The 18,403-nt window shown below is 36.8% G+C and carries 11 protein-coding genes; 5 read left to right on the forward strand and 6 right to left on the reverse strand.

What is annotated here, in order from left to right; genetic code table 11:
• The first annotated feature begins 47 nt into the window (after positions 1-47).
• Positions 48-2,189 (forward strand): glycoside hydrolase family 9 protein, encoded by a 2,142-nt coding sequence (locus tag ACECE_RS29185; RefSeq protein ID WP_010246130.1) that lies wholly within the window; start codon positions 48-50, stop codon positions 2,187-2,189.
• A gap of 102 nt (positions 2,190-2,291) precedes the next feature.
• Here the strand turns inward: ACECE_RS29185 and clpB are convergent, their stop codons facing one another.
• The 4 genes from clpB to ACECE_RS0207280 all read right to left on the reverse strand — a co-directional run bounded on the left by clpB (position 2,292) and on the right by ACECE_RS0207280 (position 12,538).
• Complete coding sequence (gene clpB / locus ACECE_RS0207265) at positions 2,292-4,886, reverse strand: ATP-dependent chaperone ClpB (RefSeq protein ID WP_010246134.1); 2,595 nt, start codon at positions 4,884-4,886, stop codon at positions 2,292-2,294.
• A gap of 51 nt (positions 4,887-4,937) precedes the next feature.
• Entirely contained in the window at positions 4,938-5,876 is a 939-nt protein-coding gene (locus ACECE_RS0207270; protein ID WP_010246137.1) for a DnaJ C-terminal domain-containing protein, read from the reverse strand.
• A 407-nt stretch (positions 5,877-6,283) separates the two neighbouring features.
• Complete coding sequence (locus ACECE_RS31645) at positions 6,284-11,302, reverse strand: dockerin type I repeat-containing protein (RefSeq protein WP_010246140.1); 5,019 nt, start codon at positions 11,300-11,302, stop codon at positions 6,284-6,286.
• Positions 11,303-11,638: 336 nt separating this feature from the next.
• The gene (locus tag ACECE_RS0207280; protein ID WP_010246143.1) at positions 11,639-12,538 is read right to left on the reverse strand and encodes an AraC family transcriptional regulator; all 900 of its coding nucleotides are present in this window, start codon (positions 12,536-12,538) and stop codon (positions 11,639-11,641) included.
• A gap of 180 nt (positions 12,539-12,718) precedes the next feature.
• Here ACECE_RS0207280 and fabF point away from each other — a divergent pair, with 180 nt between their 5' ends.
• Entirely contained in the window at positions 12,719-13,957 is a 1,239-nt protein-coding gene (fabF, locus tag ACECE_RS0207285; protein ID WP_010246145.1) for a beta-ketoacyl-ACP synthase II, read from the forward strand.
• A gap of 330 nt (positions 13,958-14,287) precedes the next feature.
• Here fabF and ACECE_RS0207290 read toward each other — a convergent pair whose 3' ends face one another.
• Positions 14,288-15,754 (reverse strand): TraB/GumN family protein, encoded by a 1,467-nt coding sequence (locus tag ACECE_RS0207290; RefSeq protein WP_010246148.1) that lies wholly within the window; start codon positions 15,752-15,754, stop codon positions 14,288-14,290.
• A 263-nt stretch (positions 15,755-16,017) separates the two neighbouring features.
• Between ACECE_RS0207290 and ACECE_RS0207295 the strand changes: the two genes are divergently transcribed.
• Entirely contained in the window at positions 16,018-16,656 is a 639-nt protein-coding gene (locus ACECE_RS0207295; protein WP_010246151.1) for a response regulator transcription factor, read from the forward strand.
• 7 nt (positions 16,657-16,663) lie between these two features.
• Here the strand turns inward: ACECE_RS0207295 and ACECE_RS0207300 are convergent, their stop codons facing one another.
• Entirely contained in the window at positions 16,664-16,951 is a 288-nt protein-coding gene (locus ACECE_RS0207300) for a sensor histidine kinase (protein ID WP_040428018.1), read from the reverse strand.
• 791 nt (positions 16,952-17,742) lie between these two features.
• On the opposite strand from ACECE_RS0207300, the gene ACECE_RS31650 reads away from it, so the two are divergent.
• Positions 17,743-17,910 carry an IS110 family transposase gene (locus tag ACECE_RS31650; RefSeq protein ID WP_235715921.1) on the forward strand — a complete coding sequence of 56 codons (168 nt, stop codon included), beginning with the start codon at positions 17,743-17,745 and terminating at the stop codon, positions 17,908-17,910.
• Between the two features lie 138 nt (positions 17,911-18,048).
• Positions 18,049-18,243, forward strand: a complete 195-nt coding sequence (locus ACECE_RS31655; RefSeq protein WP_010246158.1) for an IS110 family transposase — start codon at positions 18,049-18,051, stop codon at positions 18,241-18,243.
• Positions 18,244-18,403: the final 160 nt, after the last annotated feature.

An 18,403-nucleotide genomic window follows, 5' to 3' on the forward strand; every position in this document is an offset into this window, starting at 1 on the left:
TACTCAATACATATATTGAAAAATTGACAAAAAAATAAGCCTATATCTTGGCTTTCAAGGATTTTTTATTTATTCAACTGTCAAAGACACGTGCATCTGCAGCTCTGTCATTGATGTATCTGAATTATAAGGACAGAGATTTGGAATACAGTGAGAAATGCCTTGATACAGCAAAAAGGTTGTATAACTTTGGCAAGAAGTACAGAGGAAACAGTAAAGCACAAACCTATTATACCCCTGCAAACTATTATGATGAACTTATGTGGGGGGCTATATGGCTATGTGTAGCAACCGGAGATAAAAGCTACCTGGATGATGTAGAAACGCTTATGACAGAAAGAGGTATTGGCGGAGATAAGGTTGAGTACTATAATCACTGGACACACTGTTGGGATGATGTATTTGGCGGAGTATACCTGATGATGTCCCAATTATCTGACAAGCCCAAGTACAAGGAAGCAACCGAAGAAAACCTGGATTATTGGATGAATACAATTAAAACAACGCCTGGAGGTTTAAAATACCTTCACGAGTGGGCATGCTTAAAATATGTAGCATCAGAAAGCTTTTTAGCCCTTGTATACAATAAATATTGTCCAAACCAAAAGTATGTTGATTTCGCCAAAAGTCAGATTGACTATATATTAGGTGATAATCCTCGTGAAAGTTCGTATGTTGTAGGCTTTGGTAACAACTACCCCAAATTTCCCCATCACAGGGCTGCAAGCGGAAGGCTTGAGGGAGAACTTACAAGAGAGGACAAGGATGATCCCGAAAGGCATATACTTTATGGAGCTTTAGTTGGTGGTCCAAAGGATGACGATACATACGTTGATAATATCAACCAATATGTATACACTGAAGTAGGACTTGACTATAATGCCGGATTTGTAGGTGCTATGGCTGGAATGACAGAGCTTTTCGGTAAGGATCAGTCACCTGAAGAAACACCTGATATAGAGTCGGGGCCTGCTGAGTATTCACTCGAGGCACAGGTTACATATGAGAATGAGCAGCAGACTGTTATTAATGCTAATATATATAATGTAAATATGGCACCTCCTCACTTCGAAAAAGACATAACTGTTCGCTATTTTGTGAATTTAAGTGAGTTTTATGAGAATGGTTATTCAGTAAAAAATGTTAAAACAGGTATTGCTTTTACTGACAACGGAGCAAAGATAACAGGGCTTATTCCATGGGACGAAAGCAATCATATTTATTTTGCAGAGATTTACTGGCCGACTACAGTTCAAATGTTTGGAAAGAGCCAGGTTCAGTTTAAGATATATACTACCAATGCTACATGCTATGATGCTGCCAATGATTATTCCAGAGATGGTTTGCCTACTGTAAAGACTGAGTTTTTCAGAACGGAATGTATTCCTGTATATAAAGAGGAAAAGCTTGTATTTGGTAAAGAACCCTATAGAGATCCTTCAGTATCATACACACCAATACCTACAGCATATACAACTCCTGCACCAGTCAAGGATATAGTGGTACAAATGTATAACAGTACATTCTTTTCGTCAAATCAAATAGCACCAAAGTTCTGTATTATGAATCAAACATCAAAAACATTGGATCTCAGTACTGTTAAGATCAGGTATTATTATACAATTGATGGTGAGAAAGCACAGACCTTCTCCTGTGATTATACCCCAATAGGAGAAGGTAATATTACAGGCACATTTGTGAAAATGGAGAAACCTACTGATGGTGCGGATCATTATTTGGAAATAGGTTTTAAATCAGGAGAGATTGCACCTGAAGAAAGCTTCTATTTTGCAACCCGTTTTTGGAAGACCGATTGGAGTGATATTGATCCGACAAATGACTACTCATATAATGAAGCTGGTGGAGATTATGAGGATTGGTCAAAGGTGACTGGATATATCAATGGTAAATTGGAATGGGGAGACGAACCTGGAACGGTAATTGCCACTCCTACCCCAATACCTACTGTTACACCAGCTGTTATTTATGGAGATGTAACAGGCGATGGAAATGCAAATTCGATTGATTTCGCTATTATGAGAATGTATCTTCTTGGAATGGTCAAAGAAATGCCAGGTGATAATTGGAAGATATCTGGAGATTTAAATGGTGACGGCAGCATTAATTCTATTGATTTTGCTATACTTAGAAGCTACTTGTTGGCTATTATTAAGCAGCTTCCAATTTAAAAAATACTAAGAACCTGAAATACAAAAACGAAATTCTCGGTAATCAGCCGAGAATTTCGTCTTTTGACATGGCCACTTTGATTACACGCATGCAATCGTTCTTTATCCGACATCAAGTATTAACTTTTCTTCATCAAAATCAATCTTTATTTCCATTCTATCTGAAAGAGTCCCTTTAATAATCATTTTACCAATCTCCGTCTCAACAAACTTCTGTAGATACCTCTTTACAGGCCTTGCACCATATACAGGCGTATAGGAGGATTCTGCCATAAACGCTTTAGCCCTGTCAGTAACATTCAGCCTTATATGCCTGTCATCAAGCCTTCTTTGAATACCCGCCAATGCAAGATCAATTATTCTTATAATTTCCTCTTTTCTTAAAGGCTTGAAAAGCACTATCTCATCAACACGGTTTAAGAATTCCGGTTTGAAATGCCTGTTAAGCTCGTTCATAACCTCATTTCTTGCTTTATCACCAATTTCCCCATCCCTGGAAATATTGTTCAGAAGATGCTGGCTTCCGATATTTGATGTCATTATTACAACAGTATTCTTGAAATTTACAGTTCTCCCCTGACTGTCGGTAAGACGTCCATCATCAAGAAGCTGGAGCAGGACGTTAAATACCTCCGGATGCGCCTTTTCTATTTCGTCAAATAGTATTACGCAATAAGGTTTTCTCCTTACAGCTTCAGTAAGCTGTCCACCCTCTTCATAGCCTACGTATCCTGGAGGTGCACCAATTAGTCTGGCTACAGAGTGCTTTTCCATATACTCCGACATATCTATGCGCACAACATTTTCTTCCGTATCAAACAGCGCTTCTGAAAGTGCTTTCGCAAGCTCTGTTTTACCAACTCCTGTCGGCCCCAAAAAGATAAATGAACCTATTGGTTTTCTCAAATCTTTAAGTCCCGATCTTGCACGTATGACAGAGTCACTTACTGCACACACAGCTTCATCCTGTCCAATAACACGCTTGTGAAGTATCTCTTCAAGGTTTAGAAGCTTATCCTTTTCATTTTCTACAAGCCTTGTAACCGGAATTCCTGTCCATCTTGAAACAATCTCTGCTATTTCCTCTTCAGTAACCTCTTCTTTAAGAAGGCTGTTTGCTTCACTGGATTTTATTCTCTGTTTTTCGCTTTCAAGCTGCTTTTCAAGGTCCGGCATCTTGCCATGCTTTAATACAGCCAGCTTATCAAGATCGTAATTTCTTTCCGCCTCCTCTATCTGCCTTTTTATATCCTCAATTTGCTGTTTTAAGTCCTTTTCCCTCTTTATATTCTGCTTTTCAAGCTCCCATTGTGCCTTCATGGTATCTGCCCGATCCTTGAGCGAAGCTATCTCTTTTTCCAGAACTCCAAGCCTTTCCTTTGATGAAATATCTTCTTCTTTTCTAAGAGCTTGTCGTTCTATCTCAAGCTGCATAATCCTCCTGCTTATTTCATCAAGCTCTGTAGGCATACTGTCTATTTCGGTCCTTATCATGGCGGCGGCTTCATCCATAAGATCTATTGCCTTATCCGGAAGAAATCTATCGCTTATATACCTGTTAGATAATACAGCACATGCAATTATGGCATTGTCGGTAATTCTTACCCCATGGTGTATTTCAAACCGTTCTTTTAAACCTCTTAAAATAGATATTGTATCCTCCACCGTAGGTTGATCAACCAGAATCGGTTGAAATCTTCTCTCAAGTGCTGCATCCTTTTCTATATATTTTCTGTATTCATCCAGTGTAGTTGCTCCGATACAATGGAGTTCCCCTCTTGCGAGCATAGGCTTTAAAATATTTCCCGCATCCATAGCCCCCTCAGCCTTACCTGCTCCAACTATATTGTGAAGCTCGTCAATAAACAATATAATCCTACCGTTTGATTTATTGACGTCATTTAATACAGCCTTCAAACGCTCTTCAAATTCGCCCCTGTATTTCGCACCAGCAATCAATGCTCCCAAATCCAGGGCAAATATGGTCTTATCCTTCAGCCCTTCCGGAACATCACCTTTAAGTATTCTTTGGGCAAGCCCTTCAACAACAGCAGTTTTTCCAACCCCAGGCTCTCCAATTAATACAGGATTGTTCTTTGTTCTTCTTGACAGAATACGTATAGCCCTGCGTATTTCAGCATCTCTGCCAATTACAGGGTCAACCTTTCCCTGCCTTGCAAGTTCTACCAAATCCCTGCCAAACCTTTTTAGGGCATCATAAGTCTCTTCAGGATTTTTTGTAGTTATCCTCTGGTTGCTTCTAACTTTGCTCAAAGCTGCCATAAACTTTTCAAGATTAATCCCATAACGTTTGAATATACTGTGAGATGGTGTATCCTTTTCTTTTAAAAGAGCAATATATATATGCTCAACCCCTGTATAATCGTCTTTGAATTTTTTTGCCTCATCTTCAGCACGAATAAGGATTTCATTAAATCTTCTCGTAGCATACATGCTGGTTGCACCGCTTCCATACACCTTAGGCAGCCTTTCAAGCTCCTTTTCCAAATCATTTATATATATTTGTGTATTAATTCCCATATAACTAACAAGCTTCGGTATCAACCCATCATCCTGGTTTAACATTGCAAGATGTATATGTTCTCCGTCAACCTGCTGGTGTCCCAACCTAATGGCAATTTCCTGGGACGAAGAAATAACTTCTTGCGCCTTTTCAGTAAATTTATCAATATTCATACTGTTCCCTCCTCTACAGTTACAATAAAATCACTGCATAAATTTTTCAAATTAAGTTGTAGTTGCTTTCGATACTTCTTTCAATTTATTATAAAGTTCCCTAATCTCAGGTGTCATAACCTTTGGATTTACAATCCTCACTTTAATATACAGATCCCCTCTGGCTCCGTTTCTGTCAGTATACCCCTTGCCGGCAGCACGAATTTTGCTGTCAGTTTGAATTCCCGGAGGAACCTTAATCAATATCCTCCCATCCAATATATCTATAGACTTTTCGGTGCCTAACGCAGCATCCCATGGCATAACATCTATTGTTGTCAATAGATCTTTCCCATCAATTTCAAATCGGCTTCTTTTTTTGAATTTTACTACTAGATAAAGATCTCCTTTTACGCCACCATTTGTTCCCGGTTCTCCTTGCCCTTTAAGTCTTATCTTTTCGCCATCCCTTACACCTTTTGGTACCCTAAATGAGAGATTCTTATCACCGGTACGACCTCTTATACTTACACTCTTTTCAATGCCGCTAAACCCTTCCTCAGGCAATATCTCAATTACCGCTTCAATATCTTCTCCCTTTGCAGCATAGTTTTGTCTTCTTCTATTAGTTCCGGCCCCTCCAAATATACTGCCTAAATCGAATCCACCACCACCAAAGAATGAATTAAAAAAATCACTATAATTTTCACCGGAACCGGCGCTGTACTCATACCTCACATTATTGCCAAACCCATACTGGGAAGGATCAAAATCATATCCGTTCTGGAAATTGACCTCACTTCCAAAGGTATCATATTTCTTTCTCTTTCCAGCATCACCCAACACCTCATATGCCTCATTAACTTCTTTAAACTTATCTTCAGCCTTTTTGTCATTCGGATTGGCATCAGGGTGATACTTCTTTGCAAGCTTTCTATATGCCTTTTTCACATCATCCTGTGTAGCATTCTTATCTATACCGAGAATACTGTAATAATCCTTGTACTGCATTTAAGCATCACACCTTTCTTGATTCACCTTCTATTATTTTTAAGACCATTCATCAATCTTATACTTCATCATATAATGAGTAGAACAAATTATTGCCCCGAAAATAACTTTATTGCATTCTATGTTTAGAGTCAAAACACAAACCTTTTATTGACTTTGACCTTCTTTGACTATAACACAATCATAAAACGTTTACAAAATTTTATCAAATGCTTCTTTATCCACTTTATGTTATATATATTGATATTTTAAATTAATATTTCCTCTTTCTTTCGTTTTCTTGGTTTTTTCTTTTAAATAACAGATAAAGGGCAGAATCTATAATCTATCTAATTACAGATTCTGCCCTTACTCATACAAAGGAATAGCCGAAGTTATATCTTCGGCATTCCTAAACAGTTAGATAATCACTTCATCTCTATTGGAAATTTATTTATCATTCCTATCAAATATTGCCTCATATAGGCAAAGTCTATACTATTAACTAATCCGTCACCAGTCACATCTGCTGCAGCTTTACCATTATTTGAAGGAAAGTCCTGTCGCATTCCTATCAAATACAGTCTCATATATCCGAAGTCTATACTATTAACCAAACCATCATCATTTACATCTCCGTAAACAAATTCCGGCATTGGTTCACTTATAACAACGAAATCACTATTATCACCTGTAGATATTTCTTCTACATCTGATTCTACGGTAAAGTAAAGCTGTTTTATACCTTCTGCGTATTTAAGTGTATTTTTGTCAATATTGTATATGTATGATAGATTCTGGCCATTTACTATATTAGCAATTTCCTTTGTATCAATTACATTTCCATCAATTGAACCTTCCCTAATTTTTAATTTAGCACCTGTACAAACATGGCTCAAATTAGAGAGATTAACAGTTACAGTATCCATGTCTTCAAAACTATTTTGCTCAATGTCTAAAGCAATATCAGTGTAGCCTGCTGTAAATTCCTTTGCATTATCACTTGTATCAAATTCATTTCCTGCAGATGGTGTAACTGTAACAGTATACTTGCTTTTTTTAACAATATCACCTACATGCAACGTTGCATTGATTACTTTTGTCTCTCCTGGTAAAATTGTTACCGTCTCAACTACAGAGTTCTTACTTCCGTTTTCACCACTAACATCAATTTTAAATTGATCAACACTAAGTTCACCTTTATTCTCAACCTCAACTTCTATGGGCATTTCTGAACCTGGTATCATATTTTTGGGGTCGAAACTTACATCATTTACTGCAATGTTATAAGAAGGTGTAACCTTTACAGTACACAAATCCGATTGTTCTATACCTTCCTCAGTTGTAGTCAATTTATTAAAAGCAATGTTAAAATTACCGTTTTCATCAAATACACCACTTGGGAATTGAACTTTACTTCCTATATCAGAAATTTTCACATCCTCACTCCAAAGACCTTTATCTTTATCATACATGACAGCATTTATTTCAGTTATCCCTTCTTCCGTACCCGTCCATATTACAGCGGTTTTTCCCGTACAATTGTTAACAACCTCAAAGTCATCTCTTAATCCATGCTGAGCCTCTTCAAATATTGTTGAAGGTATGCCTGATATACTGGTCAAATACGAAATATTGCTGTCATTATACCAATACAAAGCATTTGAGCCATCAAAATCTGCAAACACAGGAGCTGAATCCATCGTTTGGTTATTGGTAAGTTTAATCACCTCTTCATCTGGTGTTGCTATAGATACATCTCTGTCATCAATAGTATCTAAGTCATTATCCTGATCTGTCACATAAGCAGTTCTGAATGAATTATCCATATAGCCTGCATCAAGCGATGTAACTGCATTAAGGCCACTCACCAACACAGTTGGGCTTGACCAGGTTCCGGTGTTCAATTCTGAATAATATATAGTGTTTTGTCCCGAATTTCCAAACAGGTTGTTTTCACTATTGCTTGTCCATACAACAAAGGCTTTACCACCTTCAACAGCTATCTGTGGCTGTGTATCAACTGTGTCATTATCTGTAAGCTTAGATGCATTATCAAAAGTATTTGTTTCCGGATTAAATTTTGCAACAGCAATTTCACCCGATGCTGCAGCATCTTCAAGTGTTACTGAATCATCAAATACTTTATTGCTGTCCTGCCACACTAAATAAAGATTTTCATTGTCCGATGCCAAACTTGGGTAAAAGTCTGCTGTGCTGTTGTCATCAACAGCTACAGGAGCACTCCATGTATCTGTAGCATTATCATATATTGAGTATACTAGCATTGTTCTATTAACTGCCGATCTTTCGGCATTATCTGCAACCCAAACCATAACCCTTTTATCACCTGCTATTGCCAACTGTGGCTGTGCATCAGGATAAATATTGGTCTGGAGGGTCTTAACCTCTTTATTTGTATAATCTGATGATAGCATTACACCCAGCGATCTCTTTAACTTACTATCTCCACTCCAGACAGAAGGTTTGTTAATGTAGTCTCTTGGCATAACAGTATAGCTGGCCTCATCATATACATCCAGTGGTTTATAATTTGGTGCCATCTTGATTCCCGAATCTTTTGCTACATTTCCTTCATAGATATTCCATGTACCCTTAGCTATTTCTTTCTTTGCTTCAAAAATTAATGCTTTGGCTTTTAAATTCATTTTTCCAGTTAATGATATTTTAGCATAATTCTCAGGGTACTTTAGTAAAAATTCCAGTTCTGCTTCTCCTGATGCTCCAACAGTACAAACCCCAACAACACCTACTCCACCTTCCAATTCGAAACGTGGAATAAATTTCAAATCAGTATTTAGAATTACTTCATTGGACTCCAAAATATATTTTGTTATCTCACTTAAAGTTTCTACTTTAATACCACCTTCTACTGTCAAATAAACCGGGACAGGCCCAACAATATATTGCATTGACTTGCTAGCTTTAAATCCAAAATTTAACAAAAGAGACCCTTCTGATACTATAAGCGAACCATTTTTCTGCTTCACCCCTTCTATATACCCACAGACTTCAGCTTCGGTATCCCAACCAACAACTGTTGTCAAACAGGCTTTCTTTGTATTAAGCATCTTATTTAAGTCTTTGAACTTGCTGAAATCATCGCGATTAGTTTTAAACTCTTTAATTGCCTTCTTCAAATTTGACCAACTCTGTTTGGATTTAGTTACGTCTTCCTCCACTCCTGCCTCTTTTTTTAAACCAAAGGCAATCTTGAAGTTGTCACCTTCTTCAGAATAAGTTAAAGGAATGTCCCCAAAACCAAAATTAATTTCCGCACCACCAATAACAGGTAAGTTACCTGGTATTGTCACCCCTGTTTTTGATCCTAGATTTAATGAACCTTCGCTTTCACTTCCAATACTCCCCTCAAACCTGGAACTAAATACTGAAAGATTAGTAGCAATAGGTTCTGAGCTAGTTCCGTCTTCAGCTTGGACAATTGCATAAATCTTTTTCCCTGGTTCAAATGTCCGACCTATAGCTACAGCATCAAATTGACCTGACACACTTTCTAGTTTTTTATCCCAGCCCTGCGACAATATGTACTTTACTGTTTTACCTCTTCTTTCAGCTTCCATTTTAATACAACAGTAATCCTCCAATTTTATATCCGAATCACTGGAAATTTTCCTGTATTCTTTTACTTGTCTTAACAGGTCATAATCTCTATTTCCATCGTTTAAGTTTATTTTCGTTATGTATGGTTCAAGAAACTGCTTGTCCGGTTTTAGATAGAATATTTCCACCCTTCCAAGTTTTAAGTCATAAACACAAGCGTGACTTTGATAGTCTGTTGCTTCAATATTCAAATCATATTTCCCTTCAGGAAGACTATCAAGTTCAACCATACCATTCATATCTGTTTTTACAATCTGGTCACCAATTTTTATTGACGCTCCTGCAATCGGCTTCTTTGAGTAGTAATCACCCACAACTACATAATTTGAGGTTAATGGAACGCTGCCCACATCACTTCTTGCTATGGGGCTCTCAAAACCTTCTTCCCCCAAAACAACAAACGGATCTGATTGGCTGCCATCGCCACCTGATGTTTTTACACCCGCCTTTAGGTTTAGTGCTGGACAAACTCCAATACTTCCATCGTATGCTAAAGAACTTGCCTCTCCAAGCCCATCAGCTAATCTTACACCTGATCCTAAAGGAGCAAGAATCCAGTTAAACCAAGTATCTTTGTCATTAAAATATCCTTCATATTTATAATCTGAATTTAGGACTGCCTGAAAAGTCGGAATACTTTTAAACTCCCACCCTCTATTATATACATAATTTGTTAGTTGATTAGTATCAAGAAGAAACACTTTGTCCATAATATTTTTATAGTAAGAATTATTAATGTTATTTATTAGTGGTGAAGTAATTACTAATGCGTTTTCTTTTTCTGATGTTCCTAATATTACCTCTCCATCCCGGTCTCTAGTCATCACTCTCTTCGAGTAATTTGGTTGATAAATATTAATTTTCTTTCCCGAATTATTAACGATGTTGACGTTTGCTCCTATATGTTGATTTTCTACAACATGCAATGGATAATTATCTATAATTATAAAATTTATTTCGTCTTTATCTATTGTACCACTCTTTTCATATACCGCAGGCTTCCCATCAATTATACGATCAAGAGTAATCCTATAGGTATCACCTTCTATAGTAAGCTCAACATTCCTAGTATAATCGGTCTTAATTTTAATTGGAGTATTTATATTAGCATTCTCACAACTTTTCGGATCATAAATCCAAAAATTTTGACCTGCTGCTAAATAGCTTTCTATATCTATTCTAAAATCATAACTTTCCGGAAACTGAAATGATGATCTCGTTTGAATATACTCCTCACTTCCACCAGTACGTATATCCTTGTCCACTTCTGACAATATCACATCATGTTCATAAGGCGCAATAACATCTTGTTCGGCTTTTGTAAAATTAGATAAAAATCCTGATTCTTTATCATATGGATTATATCCAGGTCCATCTTCTCCTGTAGAATAATTGTATTGCAATCGTAAATGCTCAGCATCAGGTTTTTGGTGACTATATTGTACAACAGTGTCTTCACTGTTCAGCCATTCACGAAGATTACTTTTTTCCCAATTGTTACTACCATACTTTACTCTGTTTCCCTCAGCATCATCCCTACCATCGGTAGTATCACCATTTGCATCAAAAGCTTTACAACAAAGAATTCTGTCAGAATACAACATCAAACTTCCATCATCATTTTTATTAATTACTCTCCAAACAATAGGATCATCCCAGTATTGCCCAAACTGCACATAGTCACCAACATCCATTTCATTTGTTTCTTCCGCCTTAACAACTTCATAACTCATTGCAGGCAGCAACGCTGCTACCATGCATAAAACAACTAAAGCTGCCAATAGCCTTTTAATAATTCTTTTCAAAACCTTTACCCCCTAAAATTATTTAATTTTTTATGTATATGAATTTAATTAGCATACAATCAGCAAGTTTTCTATTTCTGTGCACAAATTATAACATATTTAGCCAGCACTAACCACGAAAATTTACTCAAAATACCGTAAAAATACCGTAAATTTTCATATATTCTTGTAAAATATCTTTACAAACTAAAAAGACAAAGGGCCATTGAAAAATGCCTTATAACCGCTCCACATTGTGCCTAAACTTTTCAAAACTGCACAATATGATGTAATTAAGCGACATTTTACAACAACCCATACTCAATCACAGTTCTATACAACATATCTCAAACCAAACTATTCCCGGTTCATTACATCCACTAAATCAGTTATTGGTTGATATATGTCAAGTTCACAGTAATTATCCGAAGACTGGCTAATATCTATATATTCAAACCTGAAGGTGTCCGCAAATTTAAAGTTGGAATTATAAATCCACTTTTTGTGAAGATTGACAAGTAATCGCCCTATTTGCCTTCCCTTTATCTCTGCAGGGCTGAAAAATCCTACAAACCTAAACACAACATATTTATGGGCAGGTATTGAAATAGCAGTCATTCCGTCCGGTATACATGTCAGATCAGAAACCTGAGCTGAAGGCATATAATAAATATAGCCATCATTGTTCCCGCTCCAGTCAGTATAACCAAAATATATATTAGGGTTTATGGAATTTTGAATTCTATCTTTATGGTTATAAAAGAAATCGCGTCCGTAAGTATTGGCAATATTATCACCAGATTTACTTAAAATCTTGTGCTGCACCCCTACCAAATTAAACTTGTTTTTAAATACAAAAAATGGCTTGTAGGCTACAGAACTGTTCAATGACAAAATGTCATTAACATTTACCTTTTCCTGAATTATTAACGATATCTGGCCAGACCTGACTCTAAGCGGTGTATATCCGAACTTTTTTCTAAAAGCCCTGATATATGATTGTTCGTATTCAAAACCATAGTGATAAGCTATATCAATTATTCTCATATTGGTGTTAATAAGTTCTCTAATACTTGAAGTCAGTTTGCGTGAATGGACGTACTCCATCAACGGCTCACCTGTAAGTGACTTAAATATTCTATGCAAGTGGTATTTTGAAATTCCTGTATGCTGGGAAATATCATCTAATGTAATCTTGTTATAAATATTATTTTCAATATAATCTACACACTGTGAGATAATCTCTTTTGCATTCATAATATTTTTTAACGCCTTTTTTATAAAAAGCAATTCCTGTTCATTTTTAATTTATTATATATGTTATTGTTATTCAAGTAAACACTACAAAACACATTTAAATTTAACATTTCGTTCTTTTATCTAATTTTATTTAACGCATACAACTTAATGCGGCACAATTGTAGGGAGGGTATTTATATGCAAAGACGAGTAGTTATTACAGGTGTAGGGGTTGTTTCATCGCTTGGAATCGGTGCGGACAGATTCTGGCAGTCTATAAAAAGTGGCAAGTGCGGTATCAGCGTAGTTGAGAGAATAGATGTATCTGATCTTCCAACCAAAGTTGGCTCAGAAATTAAGGACTTTAGCCCAAGTGATTTTATTGATAAAAAAGAAGTTAAACGAATGGATAAATTCTCTCAGTATGCCATAGCAGCAGCTCAATTGGCAGTTGAGAATTCAAAACTGGATATTAATAAAGTAAATAATGAACGGATGGGGGTAATAATCGGTTCAGGAATAGGTGGCATTGAAACTCTGGAAAATCAGTATAGTGTTCTTCTTGAAAAGGGCCCCGGAAGAGTAAGTCCGTTTTTTGTTCCAATGATGATACCTAATATGGCATCGGGAAATGTAGGAATTAAATTTGGTGCTAAAGGTTTTACTGAATGTGTAGTTACTGCGTGTGCTTCGTCTACAAATTCTATTGGAGATGCCTTTAAAGTTATCCAACGTGGTGATGCCGATGTAATGATATCAGGAGGTACCGAGGCTCCAATTACAAGATTGACCTACGCAGGTTTTTGTGCAAGTAAAACAATGTCAACAGACGAAGATCCACTGACTTGTTGCAAGCCTTTTGACCTTAACAGGAATGGTTTTATCATGGGTGAAGGTGCTGGAATTTTAATACTTGAAGAGTATCATCATGCTGTTAACAGAGGTGCGGATATAATTGCTGAAATAGTAGGCTATGGCTGTACAAACGATGCTTACCACATCACCGCGCCAGCAGAAGGCGGAGAAGGCGGTGCAAGGTGCATGAGACTTGCAATTGAGGATGCAGGTATAAAACCTTCAGATATTGGATACATCAATGCTCATGGAACTTCAACCCAATTAAATGATAAAAACGAAACTGCAGCTATAAAATCAGTATTTGGCGAACATGCATATAAGCTTGCCGTAAGTTCCACCAAATCAATGACAGGCCACCTCCTTGGAGGCGCCGGAGCTATAGAAGCCATTATTACTGCGCTTTCACTAAAAGAAGGCTTTTTGCCTCCTACCATAAATTACAAGACCCCCGACCCCCAATGTGATCTGGACTATGTGCCAAATATCGGCAGGAAAGCAGATATTACCTACGCTCTATCAAATTCATTTGGATTCGGTGGTCACAATGCAACACTTACCTTAAAGGCTTTTAAAGAGTAAAATATGGTTTTAAAACTAAAATCTCATGTGTATTAGCAGAGTTTTAAAAAATTCACTCAGATAATTCATATAATAAAGGACAGGTCGGATTATATCCAAACTGTCCTTTGTTAATTGCCTTGAAGCAAGTAGTCATTAAAAAATCTCAACTTCAGGTGGAAACTTTATCCCACCTGAAGTTTGGAAGGAGGCACTCCACAAAATTAGGATGTGGAGTGTTGTATAAAATTAAGTTACCACGCATTACATGCCCTATCTACTACTGGTATTGTAAATATTGTTTTAATTTGAACATATAAAACAGATAACTTATTTTTGATGGTTTTTCACTTATTTTATTTGCTCTATTTCATATTCGCCGCCTAGTTGAGCAACAATACCGGTTTTCCCAACCATATGTCCTGCACCGACTACTACAAAGTACGTTTTGCCTTCAGGGTCAGCGAGATATCCCTTAACCTTTTCCGCCATATTGGTGTCTCTTGAGTTCCACAACTTTTCATTGAATTCTTTCATCGCACTGGTTTCAGCCTCTTCTGATTTCACCAGCTTTTCCAATCCCTGCGTATCACCTGTTTTCCAAGACATTATCATGTCATCAAGAGTATCCATTGCTTCTTCCTGTGCTTCATCATCAGGAGCTAATGCTCCTGCCAGATATTCTACCTGAAGCTCATTTGAAAAGGAATCAAACAAGTCTACCTGAAATTTTGCCCCTTCAATCTCTAATATATCTTTTTGCCCGGCAGCTTTTTCAAGGAAGAACATATCTATTCCAAGCTCTCCGCTAAGTGAATTCTCAGTAATCTGTAAATTTTGTACAAGCAATGCTGCATACCATGGTTTAAACTTATTATAAAATTCCGGCTTAATACCATAAGGTTTAATAGCCTCTACAAAGCGGTCATAAACTTCCTTAGGAACATTTTTATAGAGTGTATTGTCATCTTTGTACAAAGCCTTTTGAAGCATATACATAGCAACTTCCTGTTCATTTGTTATATTAGCTTCAACAGCAAGAAAATCAGCTTTATCATAAGCATTCAATATATCTTTAGATAACGGATACATTGACCAATCAGCTACATGTATCGAACCAAGCAGATAAACACTGCTATCCTTATCACTAACTTTCCAGAACGCTCCTTTTGAATCCCTTCCTTCTTCATATATGATAAACTCATAAGCATTTTTGGCAAACACTATAAGTTCCTGCCTGCTGCAACTACTCCTAAGATCCAAGGTATCATTACTTCTACCTTTTAGTATTCCTTTATATACTGCATATTTCACTATGTCTCTTGACCCCTCAGGTATTGTTTTTGCATCTTTGAATGCAAGCTCTGCAGAAGTATTAAAATCAAAGTCCGGCTGAGCTGCTTTAATCACATTATATATAACTGTAACCATATCCAATCTTGTTGCTTCTTTTTGTGGCTCAAATTTGCCTGACCCATTAAGAATACCTGCAGCACATGCCTTTAATACTGCATCGCTGTTCGTATCACTAAACGGACTCTTTACATCAGCGGTAACAACTTGGTCCCCTGTAACTTTCTCATAAACGCTTTCACAAACACTATATAATTCTTCACGGGTTACACTTGAAGTATAATTTTTTTGCATATCGTCAGTAGCAAGCCCATATACTTTCGACCACTTGATACCTTCCGATGCCCATGAACTAGGCTGATCAGCCGCAGACGATACCTGTTCTTCTGCAAACACATTAATTTGCAAAGAGAATAACATGATCATTGCTGTCAGTGCTGCTGTTATTTTCACTATTTTATTCACTAATTTTACATCTCCTTTAAACTTACCAATATACACTATTGTATCAGCTTTTCTATATTTTGCAGATTACAACTTTTTGACACTTAAGAATATAACACACTTAATCCGTTAAGTCACCGAAATAAATACCCTAACAGTACGACAAAAATCAACACTATATTATTTCGGTATTTTTTCGGAAATGATTACGTATATTTTTCGGTGCTCAATAACTTATTTTATGTTACAATGAACAAAAAAGTTTTCAAAAGTGAGAGGTTTAAATGATTAATGTATTAATGGTAGACGACCATAAGGCAATTTTAGCAGGAACAAAAATGCTGCTTGAAAGTCACAACATGAAGGTAACAGCTTGCCATTCAGGTATAGCAGCCTTGGAAATTTTAAATACGGAAGCCTTTGATGTTATGATCTATGATCTGAAAATGCCTGATATGAATGGGTTGGAATTAACTAAAAAAACTCTGGAGATTTACCCTGATGCTACTATTATTATATTATCCGGTGAAGACATAACCGAAAACTTTGATATTCTCATAAAGTCGGGCGTTAGCAGTATAATTGATAAGTCCTGTAATGACAATCAACTCATAACAGGTATAATGATGGCTCAAGAGAAAATGATGCTGCTTCCTCTTGAGCTTATAAGAAAACTTAATTTGGAAAAGCCATCAATTCAACAAGAAGATGATAGTCTGGAAGAGCCTTTAACAGAACTTGAACTGGACATCCTTCAACAAGCAGCTATTGGAAAAACAAATAAGGAAATTGCCGATAAACTTCAAATGGTGCAACGCAATGTTGAATACCACTTAAGCCACATTTACAAAAAGCTTAAGGTAACTTCCCGTATTTATGCCATTCGTAAGGGTGTAAGGCTTAATCTAATCAAAGGTTCCTAAATTGCCATCAAAAACCGGCAGCCATCTTAATTGGAAATTGGCATGACAATTCAAGCCCTTCCCCAACTTCCGAGCAGCAAGAGAAACTTCCGTCCAATAGACGAATTCTCTCTTTGATACCATGGAAGCCCAAATGCCTGCTGATATCAATTTCTTCGTCTAAATCCATGCCAATACCATTATCATGATAGTAAATGGTAATCACATTCTTGTCCTGCCGAAGCATTATATCAACTTCCGTAGCCTTAGAATGATTAGCTGCATTATTTACCAATTCTTGGATTATCCTGTACACTGTCAATATTTCTTCATATTCCAGTCGTGAGTTAACATTAAATGCCTCAAAATTGATATTAATATCAGACTTTAGCTGAACCCGTTCAATTAGCCCCTCAACAGCTCTAACAACTCCCTCGTATAATATATTTTGTAAGGTTTAAGTCTTAGATTTTCCAGTTGAACCCCTTACATTTCCTTGTTCATTTACCATAAATCAACTGGGAGTTTTCTTTACGAAAACTCTTTGAGGCAATGTAGCTGGGGTGCAAAAAAGTTTTTTAAGTGCGGTTTACAATGAGTGGGGCCCATATGATAGCCTGCTAAGGCTGCAGCCGCCATATCCCCTTTACTCCTTCTCCAAAGACCTCCTTTGGGGATAGGGTGGCTGCCTCTTCGGCTGCCTAATCATATGGGGGAGGCTCGTTGTCAACTGGATTCTTGAAAAAGTTTTTTGTACTCTAGCACTGACTCAAAGCTAATGCTCCTTGATAATTTGATTTTTGTTAGCTATTGAACTTAACTAATGCTCGTGTAACAATAATAGTGGCTATTGAGGATGGTTCTGTTCAACTCCTGTAGGGCATTTTTATGTCGCTTCTGTTAAAGTCAGTTCCCCTGGCCTGATGTTAGCTTTAAACCGCTGGGTGTTTTTCTCTTTTTATCTCTCTCCTGTATGGCAGTTCAAGGAGTCGTGCATAGAGATTCAAGAGGTGTATTCTAATTGCGAGGATGTTGATGCGTCAGGTACCACGGGCATTAGTTAAGTTCAATAGCTCAAAATTTTTAATCAGAAAGGTGGTGATTTCATTGTCAAATTCATTGTTGGTAGGTATTGATGTTAGTCTCAAAGACAATAAAGTCCGTATCCTCCATCCTGATGGAACCAGTCTTGCTAAATTTGTTGTTTTAAACTCAGTTCCAGGTGCAAATACTCTCTCTAAAAAGTTACACAACTCGCTGAAAAAACAACTTTGACTCAATCACTATTGGTCTTGAATCTACTTCTGTCTATGGTGATCCTCTTGTTTATTTCTTAAAACAAGATACCTCTGTAAATAGATTAAATACTAAATACATGTTCTTAATCCCACACAGGTTAACAAGTTTAAAGCAATGTATCCTGACCTTCCAAAAACCGATGATATAGATGCCTGGATTATAGCAGAACATCTGCGTTTTGGTCGTATAAACAAGGAGGTCTACATGGACGAAAGATATAAAGCATTGCAAAAGCTTACGCGAGCTAGATTTCATACTGTTCAAAACCTTTCAAGAGAGAAAACTGGTTCCTTAATAATTTGTTTCTGAAATTTTCTTCTCTTGCCCAAGAAAAGATATTTTCAGATACATTTGGTGCTACATCCAGCAGCATTATTGAAGAATTCTTTTCTGTTGATGAAATTTCGTATATGCCAATTGAAGAACTGGTTGACTTTATCAGCAAAAAAGGTAAGGGCCGCTTTGATAA

It is taken from the genome of Acetivibrio cellulolyticus CD2 (assembly GCF_000179595.2).
GTDB lineage: Bacteria > Bacillota > Clostridia > Acetivibrionales > Acetivibrionaceae > Acetivibrio > Acetivibrio cellulolyticus.